The sequence below is a fragment of the Pseudomonas sp. SC3(2021) genome, assembly GCF_019856535.1.
Lineage (GTDB): Bacteria > Pseudomonadota > Gammaproteobacteria > Pseudomonadales > Pseudomonadaceae > Aquipseudomonas > Aquipseudomonas monsensis.
Genome location: NZ_CP082236.1, coordinates 2496527 through 2520797, shown reverse-complemented (window position 1 = coordinate 2520797; position 24271 = coordinate 2496527). Strand labels below are relative to the sequence as shown.

The 24271-nt window shown below is 60.5% G+C and carries 21 protein-coding genes; 8 read left to right on the top strand and 13 right to left on the bottom strand.

The genetic code is table 11. The features are described 5' to 3' along the window. Positions 1-37: 37 nt before the first annotated feature. From lptE to K5Y35_RS11195, 4 genes are all read left to right on the top strand, one after another. Positions 38-643: an LPS assembly lipoprotein LptE gene (gene lptE / locus K5Y35_RS11210; RefSeq protein ID WP_123463842.1), complete on the top strand. Its 606-nt coding sequence runs from the start codon at positions 38-40 to the stop codon at positions 641-643. Positions 644-682: 39 nt separating this feature from the next. Continuing rightward, a complete protein-coding gene (gene holA / locus K5Y35_RS11205) occupies positions 683-1720 on the top strand; it encodes a DNA polymerase III subunit delta (RefSeq protein WP_123463841.1) in 1038 nt (345 codons plus the stop codon). 183 nt (positions 1721-1903) lie between these two features. Further along, positions 1904-2068 (top strand): alternative ribosome rescue factor ArfA, encoded by a 165-nt coding sequence (gene arfA, locus K5Y35_RS11200; RefSeq protein WP_128615297.1) that lies wholly within the window; start codon positions 1904-1906, stop codon positions 2066-2068. A 61-nt stretch (positions 2069-2129) separates the two neighbouring features. After that, positions 2130-3452, top strand: coding sequence for a lytic murein transglycosylase (locus K5Y35_RS11195; RefSeq protein ID WP_222834228.1), 1323 nt, complete (start codon positions 2130-2132; stop codon positions 3450-3452). 102 nt (positions 3453-3554) lie between these two features. Here K5Y35_RS11195 and K5Y35_RS11190 read toward each other — a convergent pair whose 3' ends face one another. From K5Y35_RS11190 to K5Y35_RS11130, 13 genes are all read right to left on the bottom strand, one after another. After that, the gene (locus K5Y35_RS11190; RefSeq protein ID WP_128615295.1) at positions 3555-4502 is read right to left on the bottom strand and encodes an LD-carboxypeptidase; all 948 of its coding nucleotides are present in this window, start codon (positions 4500-4502) and stop codon (positions 3555-3557) included. A 250-nt stretch (positions 4503-4752) separates the two neighbouring features. After that, entirely contained in the window at positions 4753-5751 is a 999-nt protein-coding gene (gene lipA / locus K5Y35_RS11185) for a lipoyl synthase (RefSeq protein WP_160768663.1), read from the bottom strand. Between the two features lie 25 nt (positions 5752-5776). Further along, the gene (gene lipB / locus K5Y35_RS11180) at positions 5777-6424 is read right to left on the bottom strand and encodes a lipoyl(octanoyl) transferase LipB (RefSeq protein WP_128615294.1); all 648 of its coding nucleotides are present in this window, start codon (positions 6422-6424) and stop codon (positions 5777-5779) included. After that, a complete protein-coding gene (locus K5Y35_RS11175; protein WP_027612895.1) occupies positions 6424-6699 on the bottom strand; it encodes a DUF493 domain-containing protein in 276 nt (91 codons plus the stop codon). The genes lipB and K5Y35_RS11175 overlap by 1 nt, the downstream gene beginning before the upstream one ends. Before the next feature lie 85 nt (positions 6700-6784). Next, positions 6785-7942 (bottom strand): D-alanyl-D-alanine carboxypeptidase family protein, encoded by a 1158-nt coding sequence (locus K5Y35_RS11170; RefSeq protein WP_123463836.1) that lies wholly within the window; start codon positions 7940-7942, stop codon positions 6785-6787. A 184-nt stretch (positions 7943-8126) separates the two neighbouring features. Then, positions 8127-9137: a septal ring lytic transglycosylase RlpA family protein gene (locus tag K5Y35_RS11165; protein ID WP_128615293.1), complete on the bottom strand. Its 1011-nt coding sequence runs from the start codon at positions 9135-9137 to the stop codon at positions 8127-8129. Further along, positions 9137-10147, bottom strand: coding sequence for a lytic murein transglycosylase B (gene mltB, locus K5Y35_RS11160; RefSeq protein WP_123463833.1), 1011 nt, complete (start codon positions 10145-10147; stop codon positions 9137-9139). The genes K5Y35_RS11165 and mltB overlap by 1 nt, the downstream gene beginning before the upstream one ends. Positions 10148-10164: 17 nt before the next feature. Continuing rightward, positions 10165-11268: a rod shape-determining protein RodA gene (gene rodA, locus K5Y35_RS11155; RefSeq protein WP_185015778.1), complete on the bottom strand. Its 1104-nt coding sequence runs from the start codon at positions 11266-11268 to the stop codon at positions 10165-10167. A 31-nt stretch (positions 11269-11299) separates the two neighbouring features. Then, positions 11300-13195, bottom strand: coding sequence for a penicillin-binding protein 2 (mrdA, locus tag K5Y35_RS11150; protein ID WP_128615292.1), 1896 nt, complete (start codon positions 13193-13195; stop codon positions 11300-11302). Positions 13196-13205: 10 nt separating this feature from the next. Further along, positions 13206-13673, bottom strand: a complete 468-nt coding sequence (gene rlmH, locus K5Y35_RS11145) for a 23S rRNA (pseudouridine(1915)-N(3))-methyltransferase RlmH (protein ID WP_009051038.1) — start codon at positions 13671-13673, stop codon at positions 13206-13208. Positions 13674-13682: 9 nt separating this feature from the next. Continuing rightward, positions 13683-14177 (bottom strand): ribosome silencing factor, encoded by a 495-nt coding sequence (gene rsfS / locus K5Y35_RS11140; RefSeq protein ID WP_123463828.1) that lies wholly within the window; start codon positions 14175-14177, stop codon positions 13683-13685. Between the two features lie 72 nt (positions 14178-14249). Beyond that, positions 14250-14972 (bottom strand): nicotinate-nucleotide adenylyltransferase, encoded by a 723-nt coding sequence (nadD, locus tag K5Y35_RS11135; RefSeq protein WP_261991565.1) that lies wholly within the window; start codon positions 14970-14972, stop codon positions 14250-14252. Then, positions 14941-16212 carry a glutamate-5-semialdehyde dehydrogenase gene (locus tag K5Y35_RS11130; protein ID WP_222834227.1) on the bottom strand — a complete coding sequence of 424 codons (1272 nt, stop codon included), beginning with the start codon at positions 16210-16212 and terminating at the stop codon, positions 14941-14943. Before K5Y35_RS11130 ends, nadD begins: the two co-directional genes overlap by 32 nt. 177 nt (positions 16213-16389) lie before the next feature. Between K5Y35_RS11130 and K5Y35_RS11125 the strand changes: the two genes are divergently transcribed. From K5Y35_RS11125 to K5Y35_RS11110, 4 genes are all read left to right on the top strand, one after another. After that, complete coding sequence (locus tag K5Y35_RS11125; protein ID WP_222834451.1) at positions 16390-17109, top strand: DNA-3-methyladenine glycosylase; 720 nt, start codon at positions 16390-16392, stop codon at positions 17107-17109. 134 nt (positions 17110-17243) lie between these two features. After that, positions 17244-18560 (top strand): bifunctional DedA family/phosphatase PAP2 family protein, encoded by a 1317-nt coding sequence (locus K5Y35_RS11120; protein WP_123463820.1) that lies wholly within the window; start codon positions 17244-17246, stop codon positions 18558-18560. Positions 18561-19037: 477 nt separating this feature from the next. Beyond that, a complete protein-coding gene (locus K5Y35_RS11115; RefSeq protein WP_261991562.1) occupies positions 19038-20558 on the top strand; it encodes a hypothetical protein in 1521 nt (506 codons plus the stop codon). Between the two features lie 204 nt (positions 20559-20762). Beyond that, on the top strand, positions 20763-24263 hold the full coding sequence (locus tag K5Y35_RS11110) for a calcium-binding protein (RefSeq protein ID WP_222834225.1): 3501 nt from the start codon (positions 20763-20765) through the stop codon (positions 24261-24263). The last annotated feature ends 8 nt before the right edge of the window (positions 24264-24271 follow it).

Sequence of the window (24271 nt, the reverse complement as noted above, 5' to 3'; positions counted from 1 at the left end):
CACGGTCGGCCCACATGGTTTCAAGGGGAGCAACACAATGATCAAACGCAATCTGCTGGTGATGGGCCTTGCCGTCCTGTTGAGCGCCTGTGGTTTCCAGCTGCGCGGTACCGGCACCAATGAACTGACGCTCAAGGAGCTCGACCTGAGCGCCCGCAACGCTTATGGCGAGACCGTCACCCAGCTGCGTCAGACGCTGGAGTCCAGTGGCGTCAAGGTTTACAGCGGTGCACCGTACAAGCTGTACCTGGCTGACGAGCAGGAAAGCCAACGCATCCTCAGCTACGCCGGCGCCGGTCGTACGGGCGAGTATCAGGTCAGCACGGTGCTGAGCTACGACATCCGTGGCGACAAGAACCTTTCGCTGTTGAGCGACAAGCTTGAAGTGCAGAAGGTATTTATCCACGACGGCAACAACCTCGTCGGCTCCGATCAGGAAGCCAACGAAGCGCGTCGTGAAACCCGTCGCGAGCTGATTCAGCGCATGATGCTGCGTCTGCAACAGCTGACGCCGGCTCAACTGCAGCAACTGCAACAAACCGCCAACGCACGGGCCAAGGCTGAAGCCGATGCGCTGGAAGCCGCGCAAAAGGCTGAAGCGGAAACCCCGCGTCAGTCGCCGCTCGAAATACCGCAGCAGTAAGAGGATCGGGGCGCTCAGGCGCCCCGTTCGGTATTTCCCATGAAGCTCGCTCCCGCTCAACTCGGCAAACACCTGCAAGGCACGCTTGCGCCCGTTTACATCATCAGCGGCGATGACCCGCTGTTGTGTCAGGAGGCTGCCGACGCCATCCGCAGTGCGGCCCGCCAGCAAGGTTTCGACGAACGCCAGGTATTCGCTGCCGACGCCAATTTCGATTGGGGCACGTTGTTGCAGGCCGGTGCCAGCATGTCGCTGTTCGCCGAGAAACGCCTGCTGGAACTGCGCCTGCCTTCGGGCAAACCCGGTGACAAGGGCGCTGCCGCGCTGATCGAATACTGCTCGCGCCCTGCGGAAGACACGGTGCTGCTGATCAGCCTGCCCAAGCTCGATGGCAGCGCGCAGAAAACCAAGTGGGGCAAGGCGCTGGTCGAAGGTCAGCAGACTCAATTCATCCAGATCTGGCCGGTGGACGCCAACCAGTTGCCGAGCTGGATTCGTCAGCGCCTGTCGCAGGCCGGCTTGTCGGCGAGTCAGGACGCGGTCGAACTGATTGCCGCACGCGTCGAGGGCAACCTGCTCGCCGCCGCACAGGAAATCGAAAAGCTCAAGCTGATGGCCGAAGGTGGGCAGATCACCGTCGAAACCGTGCAGGCCGCTGTGGCCGACAGTGCCCGATTCGACGTGTTCGGCCTGACCGATGCCGTGCTCAATGGCGAACCGGCTCACGCCTTGCGTATGCTCGAAGGCCTGCGCGGTGAAGGGGTCGAGCCACCGGTGATTCTCTGGGCGCTGGCGCGGGAACTGCGACTGCTGGCCAATATCTCGTTGCAATACAGCCAGGGCACGCCGCTGGACAAGTGCTTCAGTCAGGCGAAGCCCCCGGTCTGGGACAAGCGCAAACCACTGATGAGCAAGGCCCTGCAACGCTACTCGGCGCCACGTTGGGCGCAGTTGCTACTCGAAGCCCAGCGTATAGATGCACAGATCAAGGGCCAGGCTGCCGGTTCGCCGTGGATGAGCCTGAGCCGGTTGGCGTTGTTGATGGCTGGCCAACGCCTGACACTTCCCGCCGAATAACCTGTCCTACCGCATAACGACCATTCGCGAGCAGGCTCGCTCCCACATTGAAATGCATTCCAAATGTGGGAGCGAGCCTGCTCGCGAAAGCGTCAACACATTCCCACATAACAGGAACTGGACAGACGCCCAACATCGGCAGATTATTTGCCGCGCAAAACCCACTCACTCGAGAGAGCCCTCATGAGCAAAAAGCCATCGAAACATGGCCCGAACAAGGCCAAATCCATCGTCGCCCAACCCCTGTTCCGCAGCCGCCAGGAACGACCAGCCAAGGGTAAAGGCAGCTACCGCCGCGAAGCCTTCCAGTCTGACAACTGGGAGGCTTCTTACTTTCTGGCCGCCTGAAGCGCAGCACCCCCTGGTCATGTTAAGGTCTGCACCTGATCCGTATCCCCTGGAACTGTGCATGCCCTTTAGTCTTTCCCGTCGTTGGCCCGTTCGCCAGCTGATCGCTGCCTCCAGCTTCATTCTGCTTGTCGCCTGCGCGGAAAAACCCACCGCCGCCGACGCGCAACCCCTGCAAGCCGCCCCAGTTGCCACGGCCCCAGCGATCATCCCGCCGGTAGTGCCGTCCGCCGACCCTCTCGATCTCCAGCCGACCCAGACCTTTGCCGAATGGCAGGCGGGTTTTCGCAAGGATGCGCTGGCCGCCGGTATTCGCGCCGACCTGTTCGATCGCGCGTTCGCCAATGTCAGCTTCGATACCAGCGTGATCAAAGCCGACCGCAGTCAGCCGGAGTTCTCACGGCCAGTGTGGGAATACCTCGACGGCGCGTTATCGCCGCTGCGGGTGCGCAAGGGCCAGGCGCTGATCAGCCAGTACGCCGACATTCTGCAGAGCATCGAACAGCGTTACGGCGTCGATCGCCAGGCACTGGTGTCGGTGTGGGGGATGGAAAGCAATTTCGGTCAGTTCCAGGGCAACAAGTCGGTGATCAACTCGCTGGCCACCCTCGCCTACGAAGGCCGTCGCCCGGCATTTGCCCATGCGCAATTGATCGCCGCCCTGCAGATCCTGCAACAAGGCGATATCACTCCAGAGAAGATGCTGGGTTCGTGGGCCGGAGCGATGGGGCAGACCCAATTCATTCCGACCACCTACAACACCCATGCGGTGGATTTCGACGGTGACGGTCGCCGCGATATCTGGGGCAGTCCGGCCGATGCCCTGGCCTCCACCGCGCACTATCTGCAAAGTTCCGGCTGGCAGCGTGGTCAGCCGTGGGGCTTTGAAGTGCAACTGCCAAGCGGTTTCAATTACACCCTGGCCGATGGCGCGATTCGCAAGAGCGTTGCCGAGTGGCGTCAACTGGGGGTAATCCTGCCCAATGGCGGTCAGGCGCCAGCCGGTTCGGAACAGCTGTCCGCGGCCCTGCTGCTGCCGGCAGGCTATCGTGGCCCGGCGTTCCTGATCCTCGACAACTTCCGGGCGATCCTCAAGTACAACAACTCGTCGTCCTATGCTCTGGCGGTGAGCCTGTTGTCCGAGCGCTTCGACGGTGGCGGCCTGATCAATGGCACCTGGCCCAAGGATGACCTGCCGCTGAGCCGCACCGAACGCATCGAGCTGCAAAACCTGCTGAGCGCGCGTAACTACGATGCCGGAACGGCGGACGGCATCATCGGCGCCAACACGCGCAAGGCCATCCGCAGTGCCCAGCAGTCGTTTGGCTGGCCGGCGGACGGGTATCCGACGCACAAGTTGCTCGAGAGCCTGCGCACGCAGTAAAGCAAAATCAAAAGATCGCAGCCTTCGGCAGCGCCTGCACGGGATTGATGTTTACCGTGCAGGCGCTGCCGAGGGCTGCGATCTGTTTGCTTCACCCACACATTATCGGGTGACCACATCCTGCTCCAACATCAACTCCTTCTTCCCCGCATCCAGCCTCACCAGCGCCCCCATCGGCAGTGTCAGGTTCGGATCACAATGCCCGCTGCGCCAACCGGACAGCACCGGGATTCGCAACGGTTCAAAAGTCTGCTTGAGCAGGCGGTTCAACGCGTCGCTATCCACGCCAGCGACGTCACCGACCAGTACCCCACGCAATCGGGCCAATTTGCCGGCCAGACGCATTTGCGTGAGCAAACGGTCGATCCTGTACAACGGCTCGTTGACGTCCTCGATCAACAGAATCACGCCCTCCACGTCGATTTCGTATGGCGTACCCAGCGTTGAGGCAATCATCGCCAGATTACCGCCCAGCAGCCGCCCATGAGCAATACCCGGCTCGACAGTGGTCAATGGATAGGCCACCGGATGACTCAGCACACTCCCCGCCTTCACCTGACCGCGCAGCATGGCGAAGAATGACGTGACAGTCGGTGGCTCCTTGTCACCCAACAGGTCGGCATTGAGCAGCGGGCCATGGAAGGTCACAAAGCCGGCATAACGGCTGATCGCCAGATGCAGCGCGGTGATGTCGCTGTAGCCGACAAACGGCTTGGCATGGCGGCTCAGCAGGTCGTAGTCGATCCGGTCCAGCAGACGCGGCGTGCCGTAGCCACCGCGCAGGCAGATGATCGCGTCGACCTCGGGGTCAGCGAATGCAGCGTGCAGGTCATTGAGGCGTACGTCGTCACTGCCGGCCAGATAGCCGTCCTTCTCGTAGACCCCGGGAAACACCTTCAATGCATAACCACGGGCGCGCATCCACTGCACGGCTTTTTCGGTGTTCAGCGCACCAGGCCCTGCGGGGGCGATCACGCCAATCAGCCCCTCAGATGGCAGCGCCGGCACCGGTCTGTGCGCAACGAGGGTATGTGTCGGTCGAACAGTCATCCATGGGTCTCCCTGTGTGAAGTCTTGCGGACACAGTAGTCAGGTAAAGCGACAAACAAAAGAGGCGAGCTCACTCAATAATTCGTGGCGGGGGCGCTGGCTCCTGCCGGGTTGCGCAGCGCCACCAAGATCTTCGCGACGGCTGCGCACTCCAGCGCGAGCCAACTCCCTCGCCACAAGGTTCAGAGGTTAACAACCCAAACAAAAATACCCGCCGAAGCGGGTATTTGATGCAGCCTTCAGCGCAGAATCAGGAACCGAGCAGCTCGGCCTTGACCAGTTTCGCCTGCTCGTCGGCATGGTACGACGAACGTACCAGAGGGCCGGAAGCGACGTTCTTGAAGCCCATCTTGTAACCTTCCTCGGCGAACCAGGCGAAGGTGTCCGGATGCACGAAACGCTGCACCGGCAAGTGGCTGCGCGACGGTTGCAGGTACTGACCGAGGGTCAGCATGTCGATGTCGTGTTCGCGCATGCGCTTCATGACTTCGATGACTTCCTCGTCCGTCTCGCCCAGGCCCAGCATCAGGCCGGATTTGGTCGGAATGTGCGGCATCATCTGCTTGAAGCGTTGCAGCAGGGTCAGCGACCACTGGTAGTCCGAACCCGGACGCGCAGCCTTGTACAGGCGCGGCACGGTTTCCAGGTTGTGGTTGAACACATCCGGCGGCTCGGCAGCAGTGATTTCCAGGGCGATGTCCATGCGGCCACGGTAGTCCGGGACCAGGGTTTCCAGTTGCACGTTCGGCGACAGCTTGCGGATTTCGCGGATGCAGTCGGCAAAGTGCTGGGCACCGCCGTCACGCAGGTCATCGCGGTCAACCGAAGTGATCACCACGTACTTGAGCTTGAGGTCGGCAATGGCGATGGCCAGGCTTTCCGGCTCGTTGACGTCCAGTGGCTTCGGACGACCGTGGCCCACGTCGCAGAACGGGCAGCGACGGGTGCAGATATCGCCCATGATCATGAAGGTCGCGGTGCCGCCGGAGAAGCACTCGCCCAGGTTCGGGCAGGATGCCTCTTCGCAGACGCTGTGCAGCTTGTGCTTGCGCAGCAGGCTCTTGATTCGGTCGACTTCCGGGGAAACCGGGATGCGCACACGAATCCAGTCAGGTTTCTTCGGCAGCTCGGTGGTCGGAATGATCTTTACCGGGATGCGTGCAACCTTCTCGGCGCCGCGCAGCTTGACGCCGGCTTCAACCTTGGGACGCGGGGCCGGGCGCTCGGTCACGTCGAGCGTCGGGATCATGGTTTGCACTGCATCAGTAGTCATATCAGTCGATTCCGCCCGTCAGGGTCGTCTGCTCAGCATAGTCGAGGTGTTTGACGAGCTGCGCGCGCAGCCGGGCACTTACCTCGGCAAATTCAATCGGTCCTGCGTGATCGCTCAGCTGGGTCATCGCCAGCCCGGCATAGCCGCAGGGATTAATCCGTCGAAACGGTTCCAGGTTCATATCCACGTTCAGGGCCAGGCCATGAAAGGAACAACCGTGGCGAATCCGCAAACCCAGAGAAGCGATTTTCGCTCCGTCGACGTAGACGCCGGGAGCATCCGGCTTGGCTGCGGCGGTCACGCCGTAGCTGGCCAGCAGTTCGATCAGGCACTGTTCCATGCGCGTGACGAGATCGCGTACGCCGAAACCCAGCTTGCGCACGTCCAGCAGCAGGTAGGCCACCAGCTGGCCGGGACCATGATAAGTCACCTGCCCGCCGCGATCGACCTGCACCACCGGGATATCGCCCGGCAGCAGCAAATGTTCAGCCTTGCCGGCCTGGCCCTGGGTGAACACCGGAGGGTGCTCGACCAGCCAGATTTCGTCGGCGGCATTGCTGCCGCGTTCGTTGGTGAAGCGTTGCATGGCATGCCAGACCGGCTCGTAAGCCATCTGGCCAAGTTCGCGAAAGCCCAGCGTGCCCGGCATCACAACACCATGTGCACGAAACCGGAAGCCCGCAGTTCGCTGTTGATGTTGTACAGCTGATCCTGATCGGTCGCGACGATGTGCAACTGGATGGTGGTGTATTTGCCATTGCTGCTTTGACGTTCGTCGATGCGCTCATCATTGATGGTCGCGTGTTTCTTGACGATGTCGATGATCTTGTCTTTGTTGCCGACGCCCGTGTCGCTGATCACCTTAATCGGATAATCAGTCTGGGGAAATTCGATCTTTGGCGCCTTTACTTCGGTATCGGTCATGGCGTAACGGCCTCTAGAGCGCAAGCCGTGGTAACGCACATGGCCCCGCACCGGATCGGGGCGGGGCCATGCAGGTCAACACAAATCAGTTGAACAAGCCGTAGAAGAATAGACGGATGCTATCCCACATGCGGCGGAAGATACCACCCTCCTCGACGCCATCCAGAGCGATCAGGTCAGCGCTGTGCACCACCTTGTCTTCCAGTTTGACTTCGACTTTACCGATCACGTCGCCCTTGGCGATTGGCGCGGTCAGTTGCGGGTTCATGGTCATGCTGGCAGCGAGCTTCTTCAGCTGGCCTTTTGGCAGGGTCATGGTCAGGTCTTCAGCCAGGCCGGCCTTGACTTGATTGGTGGTGCCTTTCCACACCGGGGCCTGAGCCAGTTCGGTGCCCTTCTGATAGAAGGTCTGGGTTTCGAAGAAGCGGAAACCATAAGTCAGCAGCTTCTGGGTCTCGGCGGCGCGGGCCACTTCGCTGTTGGTGCCGAACACCACGGCGATCAGACGCTGGCCGTCACGTACAGCCGAGGACACCATGCAGTAGCCGGCTTCGTCGGTGTGACCGGTTTTCAGACCGTCAACGGTCTTGTCGCGCCACAGCAACAGGTTGCGGTTAGGCTGCTTGATGCCATTCCAGAAGAACTCTTTCTGCGAATAGATCGCGTAGTGAGCCGGGTCTTCATGGATGATCGCGCGAGCGAGGATCGCCATGTCGTGAGCCGACGAGTAGTGCTCAGGGTTTGGCAGACCGGTCGGGTTCATGAAGTGGGTATTGGTCATGCCCAGGTCGGTGACCGTCTTGTTCATCAGGTCGGCGAAGGCGTCTTCGCTGCCGGCGATGTGCTCGGACAGTGCGACGCTGGCGTCGTTGCCGGACTGGATGATGATGCCGTGCAGCAGGTCGCTGACGGTGACTTGCGAACCGACCTTGATGAACATCCGCGAACCGCCGGTGCGCCAGGCGTTTTCGCTGACGGTCACCGGATCGTTTTCACCGATCTGGCCGCGACGGATTTCCAGCGTAGCGATGTACGCGGTCATCAGTTTGGTCAGGCTGGCCGGTGGCAGACGCTGGTCGCCATTGTTTTCGACCAGCACGTTGCCGCTGCTGGCATCCATCAGAACGTAGGCCTTGGCAGCCAGTTGTGGTGGCGACGGCATCATCTCGGCCGCGAAGGCGGCTGGCGAGAGGAGCAGCGGGACTAGCAGACACAGGCGTTTGGCAAAGGTGGTGATGTTCATCCGTCTCTCGAAATCGCTAATGGAAACTTGCCCGAAGGCAAAACTATTCAGACAGCCTTCTAACGGGCCATCGCGTGTTCAGTTGCTCACTCCAGTCACCCTTGCCGGGCTTTTGTTCTTCGACGAGCCAACAACCTGGTTCACCCCCCAATACCGCAAGTGAACCGTCAATCAAGTCTACGTATTACTCGCTGACCACACTTGGCGAACCAAGGTTGGCCAGGCGCACACTGTTCTGCACCTGGGCAATTTCACCCGGCGAACCGATCGGCCCCAGGCGTACCCGGTGCAGAGTCTGCTGATTGCGCACGATCGAGCTGATGAACACCGGAGCGCTCACCATCCCGCTGAGCTTCGACCTCAGGAGTTCTGCAGCGTCCGGGTTGGCGAACGCGCCCACCTGCAGATACTGGCCAGACGCTGGTGCAGAAGCGTTTTTTTTTGCATCAAGCTGAACCGGCACGACGGCCGCGGCGTGTTGCTGCGGCGGCGGGGTCCATTGCTCGACGGTACCGGCCGAAGCCGTGATGGTCGGCGCGCTAGTTTGCGCGACTTGCGGCTCGTTGAGCATCAGCGGCGCCGGACGGCCCTTGGCGGCCCACCACTGCTGCGGGTCGATGCCCTCGACCTTGACCCGCGCGGTGCCGATTTCGGCATAACCGAGCTTCTTGGCGGCGGCGTAGGACAAGTCGATGATCCGGTCCGAATAGAACGGCCCACGGTCGTTGACCCGCAGGATCACGCTCTTGTTGTTGTCCAGGTTGGTCACCCGAACGTAACTTGGCAGTGGCAGAGTCTTGTGCGCGGCACTCATGCCGTACAGGTCATACACTTCGCCGTTGGCGGTGTTCTGGCCATGAAACTTGGTGCCGTACCACGACGCAGTGCCCGAGGCGACGTAAGTCTTGGATTCCTGCAACGGGAAGTACGTCTTGCCCAGCACCGTGTACGGGTTAGCCTTGTACGGACCGGTGTGCAGGGTCGGCGTGGCATCAGGGATGCGCGACACATCGACGTCCCACCACGGCGCGCCGTCTTTGTGCGCGCGGTTGATGTCCAGGCCAGGCTGCGCCCGCACTGCAGTATTCGAGGTTTTCTGAGTCGGGGAACGGCTGGTCGAACAACTGGCGACCAGCACCGCCAACGCAGCGAATGCCACCAGCTTCAGGGGTTTATTGTTAGGCAATGCCCGCATTACTTGACGCCCCGTGCTTTTACCAGCTCTTCAGACAGTTGATGTACGGCCATGGCGTACATCACGCTGCGGTTATAACGCGTGATCGCGTAGAAATTCTTCAGGCCCATCCAGTATTCAGGGCCGTTGTCGCCTTCGAGGCGAAATGCAGTAACCGGCATATCATCGCGCAGCGCATCATGACTTGACCAGCCCAGCGCCCGCAACTCTCCGACGGTCTTCGTCGGTTCGATGCCGGTGGTCAGGCCTTCGTCGACCTGCTCGCCACGCACATCGGCCCGGCTGACCACCGGTTCCCCGGCCACCCAGCCATGGCGCTTGAAATAGCTGGCGACGCTACCGATCGCATCATCCGGGTTATTCCAGATATTGATATGACCGTCACCGTCGAAATCCACCGCATAGGCGCGGAAGCTGCTCGGCATGAATTGCGGCAATCCCATCGCCCCGGCGTACGAGCCTTTGAGGGTCAGGGGATCGACCTGTTCTTCACGCGCCAGCAGCAGGAACTCACGCAGTTCCTTGCGGAAAAATTCGGCACGGGGAGGATAGTCGAAACCGAGGGTGGACAAGGCATCGATCACCCGGAAATTACCGGTATTGCGTCCGAAAAAGGTCTCGACGCCGATGATCGACACGATGACCTGTGCCGGCACACCGTATTCCTGTTCAGCGCGAGCCAGCGTTGCCTCGTGTTGACGCCAGAAGTCCACGCCCCGGGCAATGCGCGCGTCGGTGATGAACATCGGGCGGTATTCTTTCCACTGCTTGACCCGCTCGGCGGGCTTGGAGATCGCGTCAAGAATCGACTGCTTGCGCTCTGCCTCGCGGAACACCCCCATCAGCTGTTCACCGGCGAAACCATAGTCGCGGGTCATTTCACCCACGAATTCGGCCACCTGCGGCGAGCCTTCGTATTCGCCGGCCAGCGCTTCCTGCACGCTGCCCAGCAGGCCCATCAGGCCAACCAGCGGCGCGCATCGAGTCGCCCAGCCACGCATTACTTGCATTGAACTCTTCACCTTATTCAAACCTGTGCGATCCACTTGCGATGGGTATGGATCGACATCAAAACCCCAAACGCTGACAGCAGCGTCACCAGCGAAGTTCCGCCGTAGCTAATGAACGGCAACGGCACCCCCACGACCGGCAACAGGCCACTGACCATACCGATGTTGACGAAAACGTAAACAAAAAACGTCATGGTCAACGCACCGGCGAGCAATTTGCCGAACAGCGTCTGCGCCTGAGCGGTGATCACCAGCCCCCGGCCGATCAGCAACAAATAGATCAGCAACAGCACGCAGATGCCCACCAGACCGAACTCCTCGCCGAGTACGGCAATGATGAAGTCGGTGTGGCTTTCCGGCAGGAAGTCCAGGTGCGACTGGGTGCCGAGCAACCAGCCCTTGCCGAACACGCCACCGGAGCCGATGGCGGCTTTCGATTGAATGATGTTCCAGCCAGTGCCCAGTGGATCGCTTTCCGGGTCGAGGAAGGTCAGGATTCGCTGCTTCTGGTAGTCGTGCATGATGAAAAACCACATGGCGACGGCCACCGGTACGGCCGCCGCCAGCACGCTGAGAATCCAGCGCCAGCGCAACCCGCCCATGAACAGCACGAACGCCCCGCCGGCGAGGATCAGCAGCGACGTACCAAGGTCAGGCTGGCGCACGATCAGGACGAACGGCACGCCGATCAGCATCAGGCTGATCCCGACATGCTTGAGTTGTGGCGGCAACGTGCGCTTGGACAGGTACCAGGCGATGGTTGCCGGCATCAGGATCTTCATGAATTCCGACGGCTGGAAGCGGATCACCCCGGGAATGTTGATCCAGCGGGTCGCCCCCATGGCGTTGTGGCCCATGATGTCCACCACCATCAGCAGCACCACCCCGACCACATAACCGAGGGGCACCCAACGCGCCATGAACCGTGGCTCGAACTGGGCAATGACGATCATCGACACCAGGCCGATGCCGAACGATGTCGCCTGTTTGGCCAGCAGGTCCCAGCTCTTGCCGCTGGCCGAATACAGCACGAACAGGCTGCCGGCCGCGAGGATCAGCAACAGGATCAACAGCGGGCCGTCGATATGCAGTCTTTGCAGCAACGTCGCTCGGCGACGCATCACATCCTCACTGGAGAGCATGCGATCAAAATTATTCATCACGGGCCGTAGCCTCCGCACTGATTGGACTGGCGTATTCGGCCTTCAAGCGTCCGTCCTGATCGAGCAGCCAGGCGTCCATGACCTGACGCACCACGGGCGCAGCGACGCCGGAGCCGGACTCACCGTTCTCGACCATCACCGAGACGACGATTCGCGGATCATCGGCCGGGGCAAAACCGACGAACAAGGCGTGGTCGCGGTGGCGCTCCTGAACCTTGGAGCGGTCGTACTTCTCGCCCTGCTTGATTGCGACCACCTGAGCGGTACCCGATTTGCCGGCGATGCGGTATTGCGCGCCGATCGCCGCTTTGCGCGCGGTGCCACGGGCGCCGTGCATCACCTGCTGCATGCCGTGATTGACCTTGGTCCAGTCCGACGGATCGCGCAGGACAATGTCCGGCATCGGGTTGGTGTCCACCGGCTTCACCCCTTCGAGGGATTTGGCCAGGTGTGGACGGTTCCACACACCTTTGTTGGCGACCAGCGCCGTGGCCTGGGCGAGTTGCAGCGGGGTCGATTGCATATAGCCCTGGCCGATCCCGAGAATCAGGGTTTCGCCGGGGAACCACGCCTGTTTGCGGGTCGCACGTTTCCATTCGCGGGACGGCATCAGGCCGGGGGATTCTTCGAACATGTCCAGCGAGACCTTCTGGCCGATGCCGAACTTGTTCATGTAGGACGACAACCGATCAATCCCGAGCTTGTGCGCCAGGTCATAGAAGTAGGTGTCGTTGGACCGCATGATCGCCGTGTCAAGGTCGACGAAGCCGTCCCCGGTGCGGTTCCAGTTACGGTATTTGTGGTCGTAGTTGGGCAGCATGTAGTAGCCCGGATCGAACACCCGGCTTGAGGCCGTCACCACACCGGAGTCGAGACCGGCAATCGCCACCGCCGGTTTGATCGTCGAACCCGGCGGGTACAGGCCGCGCAAGACCCGGTTGAACAGCGGCCGGTCGATGGAATCGCGCAACTCGGCGTAAGCCTTGAAGCTGATGCCGGTGACGAACAGGTTCGGGTCGAAGCTCGGCTGGCTGACCATCGCCAGCACTTCGCCGGTGCGCGGATCGAGGGCCACCACGGCACCACGACGCCCGCCCAGCGCGGCCTCGGCCGCTTCCTGCAATTTGATGTCGAGGCTGAGGACAATGTCTTTGCCAGGAATCGGATCGGTGCGCTTGAGCACGCGCAGGACGCGGCCACGGGCGTTGGTCTCGACCTCTTCGTAACCCACCTGACCGTGCAATTCCGGCTCGTAGAAGCGTTCGATGCCGGTCTTGCCGATATGGTGCGTGCCGCTGTAGTTGACCGGATCGAGGGTCTTCAGCTCTTTCTCGTTGATCCGCCCCATGTACCCCACCGAATGCGCAAAGTGCGCACCCTGCGGATAGTGACGGACCAGTTGCGCGACCACTTCCACACCCGGCAGGCGGAACTGATTCACCGCGATCCGGGCAATCTGCTCTTCAGTCAGCTCGAACAGGATCGGCACCGGCTCGAACGGCCGGCGCCCCTGACGCATGCGTTTTTCGAAAATCACCCGGTCATCGGGCGTCAGTTGCAGCACCTCGACGATCACGTCGAGCACTTGCTGCCAGTCGCCGGAACGCTCGCGGGTCATGCTCAGGCTGAAGCTGGGACGGTTGTCCGCCACCACCACACCGTTGCGGTCGAAAATCAGGCCACGGGTCGGCGGAATCGGCTGCACATGGACGCGGTTGTTTTCCGACAGCGTCGAGTGGTACTCGTACTGGATCACCTGCAAGTAGTACAGCCGTGCAATCAATACGCAGATCAACAGCATGACCGCAACGGCCCCGAACACGACGCGGCTACGCACCAGGCGTGCGTCCTTTTCGTGGTCCTTGATGCGGATCGGCTGAGACATGAGGGCAGGCTTACTTGTGGTAAGGGTGACCGGACAGCACGGTCCAGGCACGGTACAACTGTTCGCCGATCAGAATCCGCACCAGCGGGTGCGGCAACGTCAGCGGCGACAACGACCAGCGCTGGTCCGCGCGGGCACAGACTTCCGGTGCCAGCCCTTCCGGGCCACCGACCATGAAATTGACCGTGCGCGAATCCAGCCGCCAACGGTCGAGTTCGACCGCCAGTTGCTCGGTGCTCCAGGGTTTGCCGTGGACTTCAAGCGTGACAATCCGCTCGTTCTGCCCGACCTTGGCCAGCATGGCTTCGCCTTCCTGACGGATGAATCGGGCCACGTCGGCATTCTTGCCACGGGTATTGAGCGGAATTTCCACCAGTTCCAGCGCCAGCTCGGACGGAAGACGCTTGGCATATTCATGCCAGCCTTCTTCCACCCACTTGGGCATGCGTGAACCGACGGCGATCAGTCGCAGTCGCACAGCAATCCCTTAGAACTGGTCTTTGTTGAGCTTGGTGAAATGCTCGTGGGTGTTTTCCGGGCTGTGGTGCTTGGCGTCTGCCGCACGGCTTTGCTCGGCACCGGCCCACAGGCGCTCCAGGTCGTAGAACTGACGCGCCGAGGCGGTCATCATGTGCACGATGACCAGATCGAGGTCGAGCAGTACCCAGTCGCTGTCGCCCTTGCCTTCTTCGCCCAGCGGCTTGGCGCCCTGCTTTTTGACTTCTTCACGGACCTTGTCCAGCATCGCGTTGATCTGGCGATTGGACGTACCGGTGGCGATGATCATGTAGTCGGTGATGCTCTGCTTGTCGCGAACATCGATAACCTGGATGTCCTGCGCCTTGACGTCTTCCAGAGCGGCTACAGCGATCTTGACCAGCTCGTCACCCTTGAGCGGCTCGTTGGTGTTGACCGCTTCTGGCAGCGGAGCGCTCTTGAACGTGCCTTTGCGCTTAACTTTGGTTTGGTCTTTGTCAGTCATATAAAACTCGTTTTGCTCATATATTCGGCGGCTTGGCGACACGTGGATTCGTATCCGTGAAGCACGCCTTGTTCAGTTCGACGCACGGTACAGACCGTGCGCATCGATGTAGGCCAGGACCGCGTCGGGCACCAGGAAACGTACCGACTTACCGCTGGCCAGCAGTTGACGGATCTGGGTGGCGGAAACCGCGAGCGGTGTCTGCCAGACGAATGCAATCTGTCCACTCGGCCCTTTGAGGGCCAGCGGGTCGCTCACCGAACGCGCTGCCAGCAGGTTGCGCAAGGCATCCGGCGGTTCGCTGTCGGCGTCCGGGCGCTGTAGCACCAGGATATGGCAATGCTGGAGCAACTCTTCCCAGCGGTGCCAAGTGGGCAGGCCGCAAAATGCGTCCCAGCCCAAAAGCAGAAAAACCTGGGTCTCGGCGGGCATTTCGGCGCGCATCAACTCCAGGGTATCAATAGTGTAGGACGGCTTGTCCCGCTGCAATTCGCGGGCGTCCACCACCAGCGGCGGCACTCCGGCCACCGCGTACTCGACCATCGCCAGCCGATCCTGCGCCGACACCTGCGGGGTATCTCGATGCGGCGGCCGCGCGCTGGGCGTCAAGCGCAACTCGTCAAGCGCCAGCGCTTCGGCGACTTCCAGCCCGCCGCGCAAATGCCCGATGTGCACCGGATCGAACGTGCCGCCGAGGACGCCGATGCGTCGCGGGCGAGACTCGCTGCCGGTTTGCGGCGCTGTCAGGTCGAGGTCGGTCAAGTCAGACCGTCGCCTGGCCGCGCAACTGGCCATCACCGACCACGATGTACTTCTCGCAGGTCAGTCCTTCAAGGCCCACCGGGCCGCGGGCGTGCAGCTTATCAGTAGAAATGCCGATCTCGGCACCCAATCCGTATTCAAATCCATCGGCGAAGCACGTCGGGGTGTTGATCATCACCGACGCCGAGTCGACTTCCGCCACGAACCGGCGGGTGTCGGCGAGGTTTTCGCTGACAATCGAGTCGGTGTGATGGGAGCCGTAATGGTTGATGTGTTCGATGGCCTGAGCCAGGCCGTCAACCACGCGGATCGACAGGATCGGCGCCAGGTATTCGGTGCTCCAGTCGTCTTCGCTTGCCGGCACGGCGTCGATGATTGCCCGGGTGCGCTCGCAGCCACGCAGTTCGACGCCTTTTTCGCGGAACTGCGCCGCCATCGACGGCAGAAAATCCTTTGCAACCGTTTGATCGACCAGCAACGTCTCCATCGCCCCGCAAATCCCGTAGCGATAGGTCTTGGCGTTGAACGCGATGCGCTGGGCTTTCGCCAGGTCGGCGTGCTGGCTGACGTAAACGTGGCAGATGCCGTCCAGGTGCTTGATCACCGGCACGCGCGCATCGCGGCTGATGCGCTCGATCAGACCACGGCCACCACGCGGCACGATCACGTCGACGTACTCGGGCATGGTGATCATTGCGCCAACCGCGGCACGGTCGGTGGTTTCGACCACTTGCACCACCGCTGCCGGCAGTTCGGCCTCGGCCAGACCGCGCTGGATGCACGCGGCGATCGCCCGATTGGAATGAATCGCCTCAGAACCACCGCGCAGGATGGTCGCGTTGCCCGACTTCAGGCACAGGCTCGCGGCATCAATGGTCACGTTGGGACGGGATTCGTAGATAATCCCGATCACGCCCAGCGGCACGCGCATCTTGCCGACCTGAATGCCCGACGGACGGAAGCTCATGTCACGGATCGCGCCGACCGGGTCCGGCAGCGCAGCGACCTGACGCAAGCCGACGATCATGCCGTCGATGCGCGCCGGAGTCAGTTCCAGACGTTCCAGCAATGCCGGCTCCAGACCATTGGCGCGACCGGCGGCCAGATCCTGCTCATTGGCTGCAGCCAGCTCGGCACGAGCGGCGTCCAAAGCATTGGCAGCAGCCTGCAAGGCGCGGTTTTTCTGCGCAGTGCTGGCACGGCCGATGACCCGGGAGGCTTCGCGGGCGGCGCGACCCAATCGGGTCATGTAGTCAAGAACGGACTCAGTCATGGTCTGCTGGGGTCTTGGCAAAGAGGAAAGCGGCAGATTATAGCTGTCGCGTCCCGGGACTAACAGCGGTGACGGGCGGATGGTCGAAATGAACGGCGAATCGCCGACGTTAAGCCGTAGTTAAGCCGTGCATTGTTATCATTACGACCTCTTCAGCCTGGATAAACCTTGCCTGCCATGTCCAACCTGACCGCTCGCAACCACGCCGAAAGCCTGCCGCTTGGGCTCCCGGACGCTTTTTTCGACCGAGACGCCCAAGTGCTGGCAAAGGATCTGCTCGGCAAAGTCATCCGTCATCGTGTCGGCAGTCTGTGGCTGAGTGCGCGGATTATCGAAACCGAAGCGTATTACTGCGCGGAAAAAGGCAGTCACGCGTCCCTCGGTTACACAGAAAAGCGTAAGGCTTTGTTTCTGGATGGCGGCCACATCTATATGTATTACGCCCGTGGCGGCGACTCACTGAATTTCAGCGCGCAAGGGCCGGGCAATGCCGTGCTGATCAAATCGGCGTATCCGTGGGTCGATGACATCAGCGGGCAGTCGAGCCTGGCGCAGATGCTGCTGAACAATCCGGATGCACAGGGTCGCCCGCGCCCGTCACAAAAACTCTGCGCCGGGCAGACATTGCTGTGCAAGGCTCTTGGCCTGAAGGTACCGGTGTGGGACGCCAGGCCTTTCGATCATGAAATGCTCCTGGTGGAAGACACCGGACCGACACCGACCCACATCATTCAGACGACGCGACTGGGTATCCCCCATGGCCGCGACGAACACCTGATGTACCGCTTCGTCGACGCCAGCTATGCGCAATGGTGCACACGGAACCCGCTGCGCCGGGGTCAGGTCGAAGGGCGCGACTATTTCCTGCTGTCGGGGTCAGAAGCAGGTCTGAACTAAAAGGAATTCCCTGCGGGCGCGAGCCTGTTCGCGAAAGCAGAGGGTCAGCCAAAAGAGATTCAACTGACACACCCTCTTCGCGAGCAGGCTCACTCCCCAAGGGAGCCGATTGAAGAATTGATGGAGTTTTTTGTATGGGCCCATGGCTCGATAGCGTGACCGGTTGGCTGGCGGCCAATCCCCAGTGGCTGGCCGCAGCGGTGTTTATCGTGGCCCTTGTCGAATGCCTGGCGATCGCCGGACTGATCGTCCCTGGCACGGTGTTACTGTTTGCTGTCGCCGTACTGGCCGGCAGCGGCGCGCTGTCGTTGAGCGAAACCCTGTTGCTGGGTTTTCTCGGCGGGATTCTCGGCGATGCAATCTCGTACTTCCTTGGCCGGCATTTCCACCAGAACATCCGACGCCTGCCGGGACTGCGCCACCACCCGGAATGGATGGCCGGGGCGGAAACCTATTTCCAGCGCTACGGTATCGCCAGCCTGTTGGTCGGCCGCTTTATCGGTCCGTTGCGGCCGATGCTGCCGATGGTGGCCGGCATGTGCGATATGCCGTTCCCGCGTTTTGCCGCCGTCAGCCTGCTGGCCGCCGCCGGGTGGAGCCTGGTTTACCTGCTGCCGGGCTGGGCCACCGGTGCGGCCATCCGCTTGCCGCTGCCCGAAGGCTTCTGGCTGGAAGCGGGCATTGTCGCCGCCAGTATCGCGGTCATGGTTGGCCTCAGTGTGAACAGCAGTCTGCGCCGTCACCGCCGGGCAACCCTCTGGATCAGCAGCATGAGCCTGCTGATTCTGATCGGCCTGTTCATCGGCTATCCCTATCTGAATGCGCTCGATCAAGGGGTGATGACCCTGGTGCAGGAGCATCGTCAGCCGATGCTGGATGAAATCGCGGTAACGCTCACCCTCATCGGCGAATTCCGCAACATGCTGATGTTCAGCACCCTGCTGACCGTGCTGCTGTTGCTGTGCCGGCAATGGCGACAGGCGCTGTTCGCCGGCGGCACGTTGCTCTGCACCGCTCTGGCCAACACCGCGACCAAGCTATTCTTCGCCCGTGTACGCCCGGAGGTGCTGACTGACCCGATCACCAGCTACAGCATGCCCAGCGGCCATGCCTCCGGCTCGTTTGCATTGTTTCTGACTCTGGCCGTCCTTGCCGGACGTGGACAACCGCCCCGACTGCGCCTGACCTGGCTGCTACTTGGCTGCATTCCTGCGCTGGCGATTGCCCTTTCACGAGTTTATCTGGGCGCGCACTGGCCGACGGACATTCTCGCTGGCGCGATGCTGGCGAGCTGCGTGTGTGCGGCAAGTCTGTGGTTGAGCCAGCGCAAGGCCCCCCTCGGTGCGATGCCGTACAAAATCTGGTGGCTGATCATTCCGGCACTGGTGCTGCTGTTCAGCCTCTTCGTCCTGCGCCATTTGCCGCATACGATGTTGCGTTACGCCTACTGATAGCCCCTCTCTCGCCACTCTCTGCGCATTGACGCCGGGAGTGGCGCCGCACTCCCCCCCGCTCCGTTCTGAAAGCTGCTCTTGATTGACTCAAGTGAGTGGTTGCTGCGCATTAAACAAAAAACCAAGTTACATATTTAAATTAAACATCTTCATAACCAACACTTCACCAGTGCAAAAATCCATTAAATTAAAAAGCATGACACTGACTCCACCCCGAAGAAAAATTACTTGAACAGAACAGCAACTGAACACATTAACCATTAATAAATTTAAACACCTATTAATAATGAGCATTCCATGAACCCTAAAATACCGCGCAAACATTCGACTTCAACTTCGCAAAGTACAGAGACAACAACACCAATAGCGCATCGCTCCGACAACCCGCCAGGCACTTCGATCCCTCTTGCATCAAGGCCCTTTGGCACGCCAGATACGACAAACCCGTTTCGGCCCCGTCATCCAGAGCAGAGTGTGAGTCACGCCCTGCCGCCGACGGTTGAAGTCACTGCGCTCCCCAACCGGAACGCCGGCCAGGCAACGGCCAACAGTCCGGTGGACCGATACTGGAGCGCTACACCTCTCCTGCGCGGCATGCAAGCTGCTGACGGCGAGGGTTTCCGCTACGTGGTCGGACGCAAATTCGTCGATGTCGAGCATGACGGTGAGGTGCACACCGCGCACGCCGGCCTGGATGAAACCCTCGGGGTTTATCGGCTGAAAATGCTCACCGAACGAACACCTTCCGGCCCGATCCTCTACAAAAATCCCGAAGAGCCTACCTGGCGCCTGACCGAGCAACGCCAGTCACCCCTGAAACGTCCCGCAGACACTGCCAGCGAAATGGCTCAGGCCTCTGGCTTGCCACCAAAACAGTTCAAGCCGACGAAGTCCGAAAACCCCCTCACCGATCTGCTGCAAAACGCCCTGAGTCAGTTGCATCCGACCTTGAGTGCGGATCAACGCCAGAAGTGGTTGCAGTCTTACAACCTGTTGCCCAGTCAGTTGTCTCGCCTGCAACAAGACTTGCGTACAGAACTGAAAATCCCGCAGTGGGCCGAATCACACAAACGCCTGGTTGAAGACCCTGGCAGTCCGCAGCGTCTCGACGCCCTCGCCCGCGACATGGTCAATGAGCTGAACCTGAAACGCGGCGCCCGACACCCCTGGTATGACCCCGAAACCAGCATGACCGATGCCGTGCGCGAGGCACTCCTGGCGAAAGCAGGTTATCGGCGTAACAAGAACAATTGCCTGTACCGCACCGATGTCCCGGCAATGTTCAGAGGCGATGATCGCACGCCCTTCGAGATCGCCAGAGACGACACCATGCTGCCTCGCTACCGCCACAGCCCCGGCGCTTCGACCGAAAAACCGATCAGCTCCACGTTCAGTCTCAAGGAGGGCATCGGTTACGCCAGTGCGCCCGATCCCGAATACCTGCTCTACAACAGCCAGACGAACAAACACCCGGGCAAACTGAAATCCGACGCCAGCGACAGTGATTCCGACAGCAGTGAATCTGCTGAGTGGTCGGATGATCCCGATAGCCCGGTCGCCTGGGATCATGACCGCGATTACATTGCGACCCGGACAAAACAGACGGTCATGTTTCTTTACGTACTGGATACCCGAGGTCTGGAGGTCGTGCCGCACGAAGAGAATCATCTGTTCAACTCGAAGGTTGAGGACACTGCCAGTTGGTTTCCCGATGACGAGTACGAAGGTCTGGTGTCTGTCACAACCAAGGGTATCGAAGCAGAGCGGGTCTGGTTGTTGAATACGGAAATGACGAAAGCGGCCAAGGTCAAAGACATTGATCAGGCGGCGGGAGACCGTGCGGACTTCATAGAAGAATCGACCCACTTCGGCACGTCCAATAAAAACCAGTATGACGCGTTGATCGACAAGGTCGAGGCCTTGGGTGATCCAATACTTCGGCTTTCAGGCAATAAGAATGAATTTGCCGATGACATCGTCTGGCCCAAACTTTAAACAACTCGATACTGAGGGCAGACTTCAAGACGACCACCCTATGACATACGACCACGGCAGAACTAACATTTTATTTAAATATCAAGAAACCAACTAACTGCACCGCTCAACTTTCAATCTTTATATTCACACTACAATTTTTCACAACGGAATACCGATTCCAACACCGGTGTCCGACCACGCCTGTTTTTAAAGGATTAAATAATGGCGAAACTTATTACAGCATCAGTGGAACCCACCCTCGATGCAGTCATTCACATCACGCCGATCAGCACTTCGGCCAACCACCATGCGCCGGTCTCGCGACAGGTTGAAATCGTCCCCAGCGCACCACCGCTGACACCGCCGCCCGCCCGCCCTGTGCAGAACCCTGCGCCTCTTGCACTCAAGACGCTCGACAAACGCCTGGGGCCGCTGCGCATCGGCGAGTTCACGATCAGCCGCGTGGAACTGCAAGCCATGGGCGCGACAGTGAATGGCGAACACATCAGTGGCGCCAATGCCCACCTGGAGGCCGCCGACAAAACCTTTCTCGATGCGCTGGGTTTCGACCCGGCTCAGGTCGAATCGCGCATCAAATCCACGGACAACCCCGACAGCAGCAAAGTCGCCACCCTGTTTTTCGAGATTGCCTGCAAACGCTCACCCACTGCCGCACCGCTGTTCATTGCCTCCACGCCTCTTGCACCTGGCAACCCGATGGCGCGCTTCGACAAACTGCTGGGCTCGGCACAAAAAATCGACATCCATCGCGTCGATTCCCTTGAACACATGCCGGGCTGGGTCAACCGCAGCAAAAGTTATTTGCAAAGCGGTGCCGGCGTCGGTCTGCAGGCCTACGGCATCTACAGCGGCCTGATCGGGATTGCCGAGGCGATCAAGGTCGGCGATCTCGGCGAAGCCGCGTTCAATGCCGGCGGCATCAGCAGTGAAATCGGTTCGCTGATCATCGAGCGGGGCTTGAGCAAGGGTGGCGAAGCGATGTTCCAAAGTGGCGCGACGGTGTTCAACCGTTTTCCCGCCACCAGCATCGGCAAGACCCTGAGTCGCGGCGCGGGCCTGTTTGCCAGTGCCATCACGCTGCCCTTCGACATCATTGGTGCGGTCAAGGCTTTTAACGCGGCGGCGGGCACGACAGGCAAGGCAGCGCAGGATCACTACGTCAGCGGCGGACTCAGCGTGGCCGGTGCGGGAATCAGCATCGCCCTGGGCCTGGCGGCGCTCGCCGGTTTCGGCAGCGTTGCCGGCCCCCTTGGCCTGGCCGCGGCAGCCGTGCTGGTACTGGGTGCGGAAATCTACCGCGCCGCGCGGGTTGTCGATGACATTGATGACTACATCGAACTGGGTTTCCATGAGCGTCTGCGTTCGGGCTGGTTTGCCTTCACCCATCAAGAGCTGGATCAGGACGTGATGGACCGGTTCAGGATCGCCAAGGCCACCGGCGACCACCGCCAGCAACAGCAGGCCTCGGCCACCGCCCTGTTGCAGGGAGCCTATAAAAACTATATCGAACACGTGGTGAACGGCAGCTTCAATGTCCAGTTACGCCCGATCAACGTATGGCGCCATCAGTGGGACGCGAGCGCCGGCGAACAACCGTTCAAAATCGAGAACGAGCCGGTGGTGGTTTCCAGCGATGACCACATTGATGCGCGCGACGGTTTGCCACCCGACCTCAAGCGCGTCGTCAGCGGTGAGGCCGGCGACGGGAAAGGCGTGTTGTGGCGCCTGGATGACGGTTACGACCGGGTGGTCGGGGTGAAAAACAAACCCAACTACTTTACCTATCGCACCGACGCCAAAAACCTGACCGGAGGTGACAAGGACGACACCTTCCTCTTCGAGGTCGCCGAGAGCGAGTTCGACAGAGCGGTGCGGCCAGCACGCACCAGCATCCTCGATGGCAGTGCAGGCACCGACCTGCTGGCGTTCGAAGGGGCACGGCCCAGGCGTGAAACGCGCTTTGTCGGCCATGACGTCCACTTGCCCAGCGGAGAGATCGCACTGCGCAGTGGCGACCCGCAAATCGCCGATATCAGCGTGGCGCAGATCAAGGACATCGAGAACATCTCGACCCTGCGGCAGGGTTCGAGCAAGGTGACAGGCGATGATCGCGCCAATGTCATCGTTGCCAATGGCTACGACACCGTGACCGCCGGAGCAGGCGACGACAAGTTGGTCATTCGCGGTGCGCAGGTCAACGTCGACGGCGGCGCGGGGACCGATCGCTATTACATCGCCGAGACGTCCATCGAGGCGACGATTGTCGAAAACGGTCAACAGATCAGTCACATCGAACTCGGCTGGCCAGCAGAGAACATTCAACAATGGCGAATTGTCGGCACCTCGCTGGTCATCACTTCACGACGTGGCGCAGACGGCGAGCTGCCGGAGCACACCCTGACCATCGAGAACGTCTACAGGACGCTCAATGGTCAACGTCAGGTGATCAACAACCTGCTGCTCTTCATCACGTCTGATGGTTACGAGCTATTGCCGGTCCTGCCGGCGCTGCTGCAGGACCTGTTACCCCACACGACTGAAGTCATCGTGACCGTCAACGGCAGCCGCCCGCCGGCCCCCTGCATCATCAACGGCGGTGCTCTACAGCCCAAGGCTGCGCAACCGCAACATTACTTCATGTCGCGCAACAACCGCAGAGTCGACTTCAGCGTGCCACACGGCACGGCCAAAACGTCCAGCGTCATTCACCTCGACTACAACAGCACCGAGTTGCTTGGCCTCGGCATCACTTACAGCGTTGACAGCAACAAGGGCGTATCGGGGTTTTCCTACCTCACCTACCGCGCTTTCACGATCCGGCTGCAACTGCTAGCAAAAGCTGTTTTTCTATCGAATGTGGTGGGCGAGCGATCCGACAATAAAACCGACGTCGGTGGTGGACGCATGGCCGCCGGCATCGAAACCCGGCATGACGTAGTGCTGGTGTTCAAGGATGGCGAATCGTATCGCCTCGTGCCGCCAGCCCTTTCCTATATCGCTGATTCCGCAACCCCCGGTTACCAGTCACGGCCAGCACCGGAGTGTCTGAAACCGCGGCATGGCCGCTATCTGTTCAACCGTCCACAGGTGACTGAACGCCATCTGCTGCCCGTGCATCCCGGCAAGGTCGACATCAATTCAACGCAGCATAAGGGCAAGTACGCCCTACAGGGTCAAAGCTCGATCTACGACGTCTATCCGTCGAGCAACGCGATCATCAGCCTGTCGACCCCCGGCGCTCAGGCCAGGACCGCCAACGCGTCGACCTGGACGTTCTACAGTACACGGATGACCGAAACGGTCACCCGCAGCGATATCCGCCTCAGTGGCAATGAACTGCATGTCGCCAGCGTGTTGATCGAATTGCCCGACATCGACGAAGAAACCCCCGTGGAGTCCATCAGTGTGGCGACGTCATCCGGGAACATTTATGAAGTGTCGCTGCTGTTCGAAGTGTTGCAGCTCTACGTCATCGAAGCCCGGGGCTATGCCACGCTGGCGGCGCTGCTGGAGGACATCCGGCAACACCGGGAACGCCACGAACTGGCTTCGCAGGTGTTCGTCTTGAACATCGGCTCCACCGCCGAAAAAAGCGGTCATATCTATTACAACGCGAGCAAGGACTACTGGGGCATCGACAGCGACTTGAGCTATCGCATCAAACCGCAAGAGCTGGTGATAAACCGCGCACTGATCGCCTGATGCGCAGC

What these genes read in the sequence shown, in the direction of transcription:
- mrdA (WP_128615292.1), bottom strand. Translation starts at nt 13,195, where the DNA reads ATGTCTCAGCCGATCCGCATCAAGGACCACGAAAAGGACGCACGCCTG.
- lipA (WP_160768663.1), bottom strand. Translation starts at nt 5,751, where the DNA reads ATGATCCCGACGCTCGACGTGACCGAGCGCCCGGCCCCGCGTCCCAAG.
- K5Y35_RS11110 (WP_222834225.1), top strand. Translation starts at nt 20,763, where the DNA reads ATGGCGAAACTTATTACAGCATCAGTGGAACCCACCCTCGATGCAGTC.
- K5Y35_RS11165 (WP_128615293.1), bottom strand. Translation starts at nt 9,137, where the DNA reads ATGCGGGCATTGCCTAACAATAAACCCCTGAAGCTGGTGGCATTCGCT.
- K5Y35_RS11190 (WP_128615295.1), bottom strand. Translation starts at nt 4,502, where the DNA reads ATGACTGTTCGACCGACACATACCCTCGTTGCGCACAGACCGGTGCCG.
- rodA (WP_185015778.1), bottom strand. Translation starts at nt 11,268, where the DNA reads ATGCGTCGCCGAGCGACGTTGCTGCAAAGACTGCATATCGACGGCCCG.
- K5Y35_RS11120 (WP_123463820.1), top strand. Translation starts at nt 17,244, where the DNA reads ATGGGCCCATGGCTCGATAGCGTGACCGGTTGGCTGGCGGCCAATCCC.
- rsfS (WP_123463828.1), bottom strand. Translation starts at nt 14,177, where the DNA reads ATGACTGACAAAGACCAAACCAAAGTTAAGCGCAAAGGCACGTTCAAG.
- arfA (WP_128615297.1), top strand. Translation starts at nt 1,904, where the DNA reads ATGAGCAAAAAGCCATCGAAACATGGCCCGAACAAGGCCAAATCCATC.
- K5Y35_RS11170 (WP_123463836.1), bottom strand. Translation starts at nt 7,942, where the DNA reads ATGAACATCACCACCTTTGCCAAACGCCTGTGTCTGCTAGTCCCGCTG.
- nadD (WP_261991565.1), bottom strand. Translation starts at nt 14,972, where the DNA reads ATGGCCAGTTGCGCGGCCAGGCGACGGTCTGACTTGACCGACCTCGAC.
- mltB (WP_123463833.1), bottom strand. Translation starts at nt 10,147, where the DNA reads ATGCAAGTAATGCGTGGCTGGGCGACTCGATGCGCGCCGCTGGTTGGC.
- K5Y35_RS11175 (WP_027612895.1), bottom strand. Translation starts at nt 6,699, where the DNA reads ATGACCGATACCGAAGTAAAGGCGCCAAAGATCGAATTTCCCCAGACT.
- K5Y35_RS11125 (WP_222834451.1), top strand. Translation starts at nt 16,390, where the DNA reads ATGTCCAACCTGACCGCTCGCAACCACGCCGAAAGCCTGCCGCTTGGG.
- K5Y35_RS11130 (WP_222834227.1), bottom strand. Translation starts at nt 16,212, where the DNA reads ATGACTGAGTCCGTTCTTGACTACATGACCCGATTGGGTCGCGCCGCC.
- holA (WP_123463841.1), top strand. Translation starts at nt 683, where the DNA reads ATGAAGCTCGCTCCCGCTCAACTCGGCAAACACCTGCAAGGCACGCTT.
- lptE (WP_123463842.1), top strand. Translation starts at nt 38, where the DNA reads ATGATCAAACGCAATCTGCTGGTGATGGGCCTTGCCGTCCTGTTGAGC.
- K5Y35_RS11195 (WP_222834228.1), top strand. Translation starts at nt 2,130, where the DNA reads ATGCCCTTTAGTCTTTCCCGTCGTTGGCCCGTTCGCCAGCTGATCGCT.
- lipB (WP_128615294.1), bottom strand. Translation starts at nt 6,424, where the DNA reads ATGCCGGGCACGCTGGGCTTTCGCGAACTTGGCCAGATGGCTTACGAG.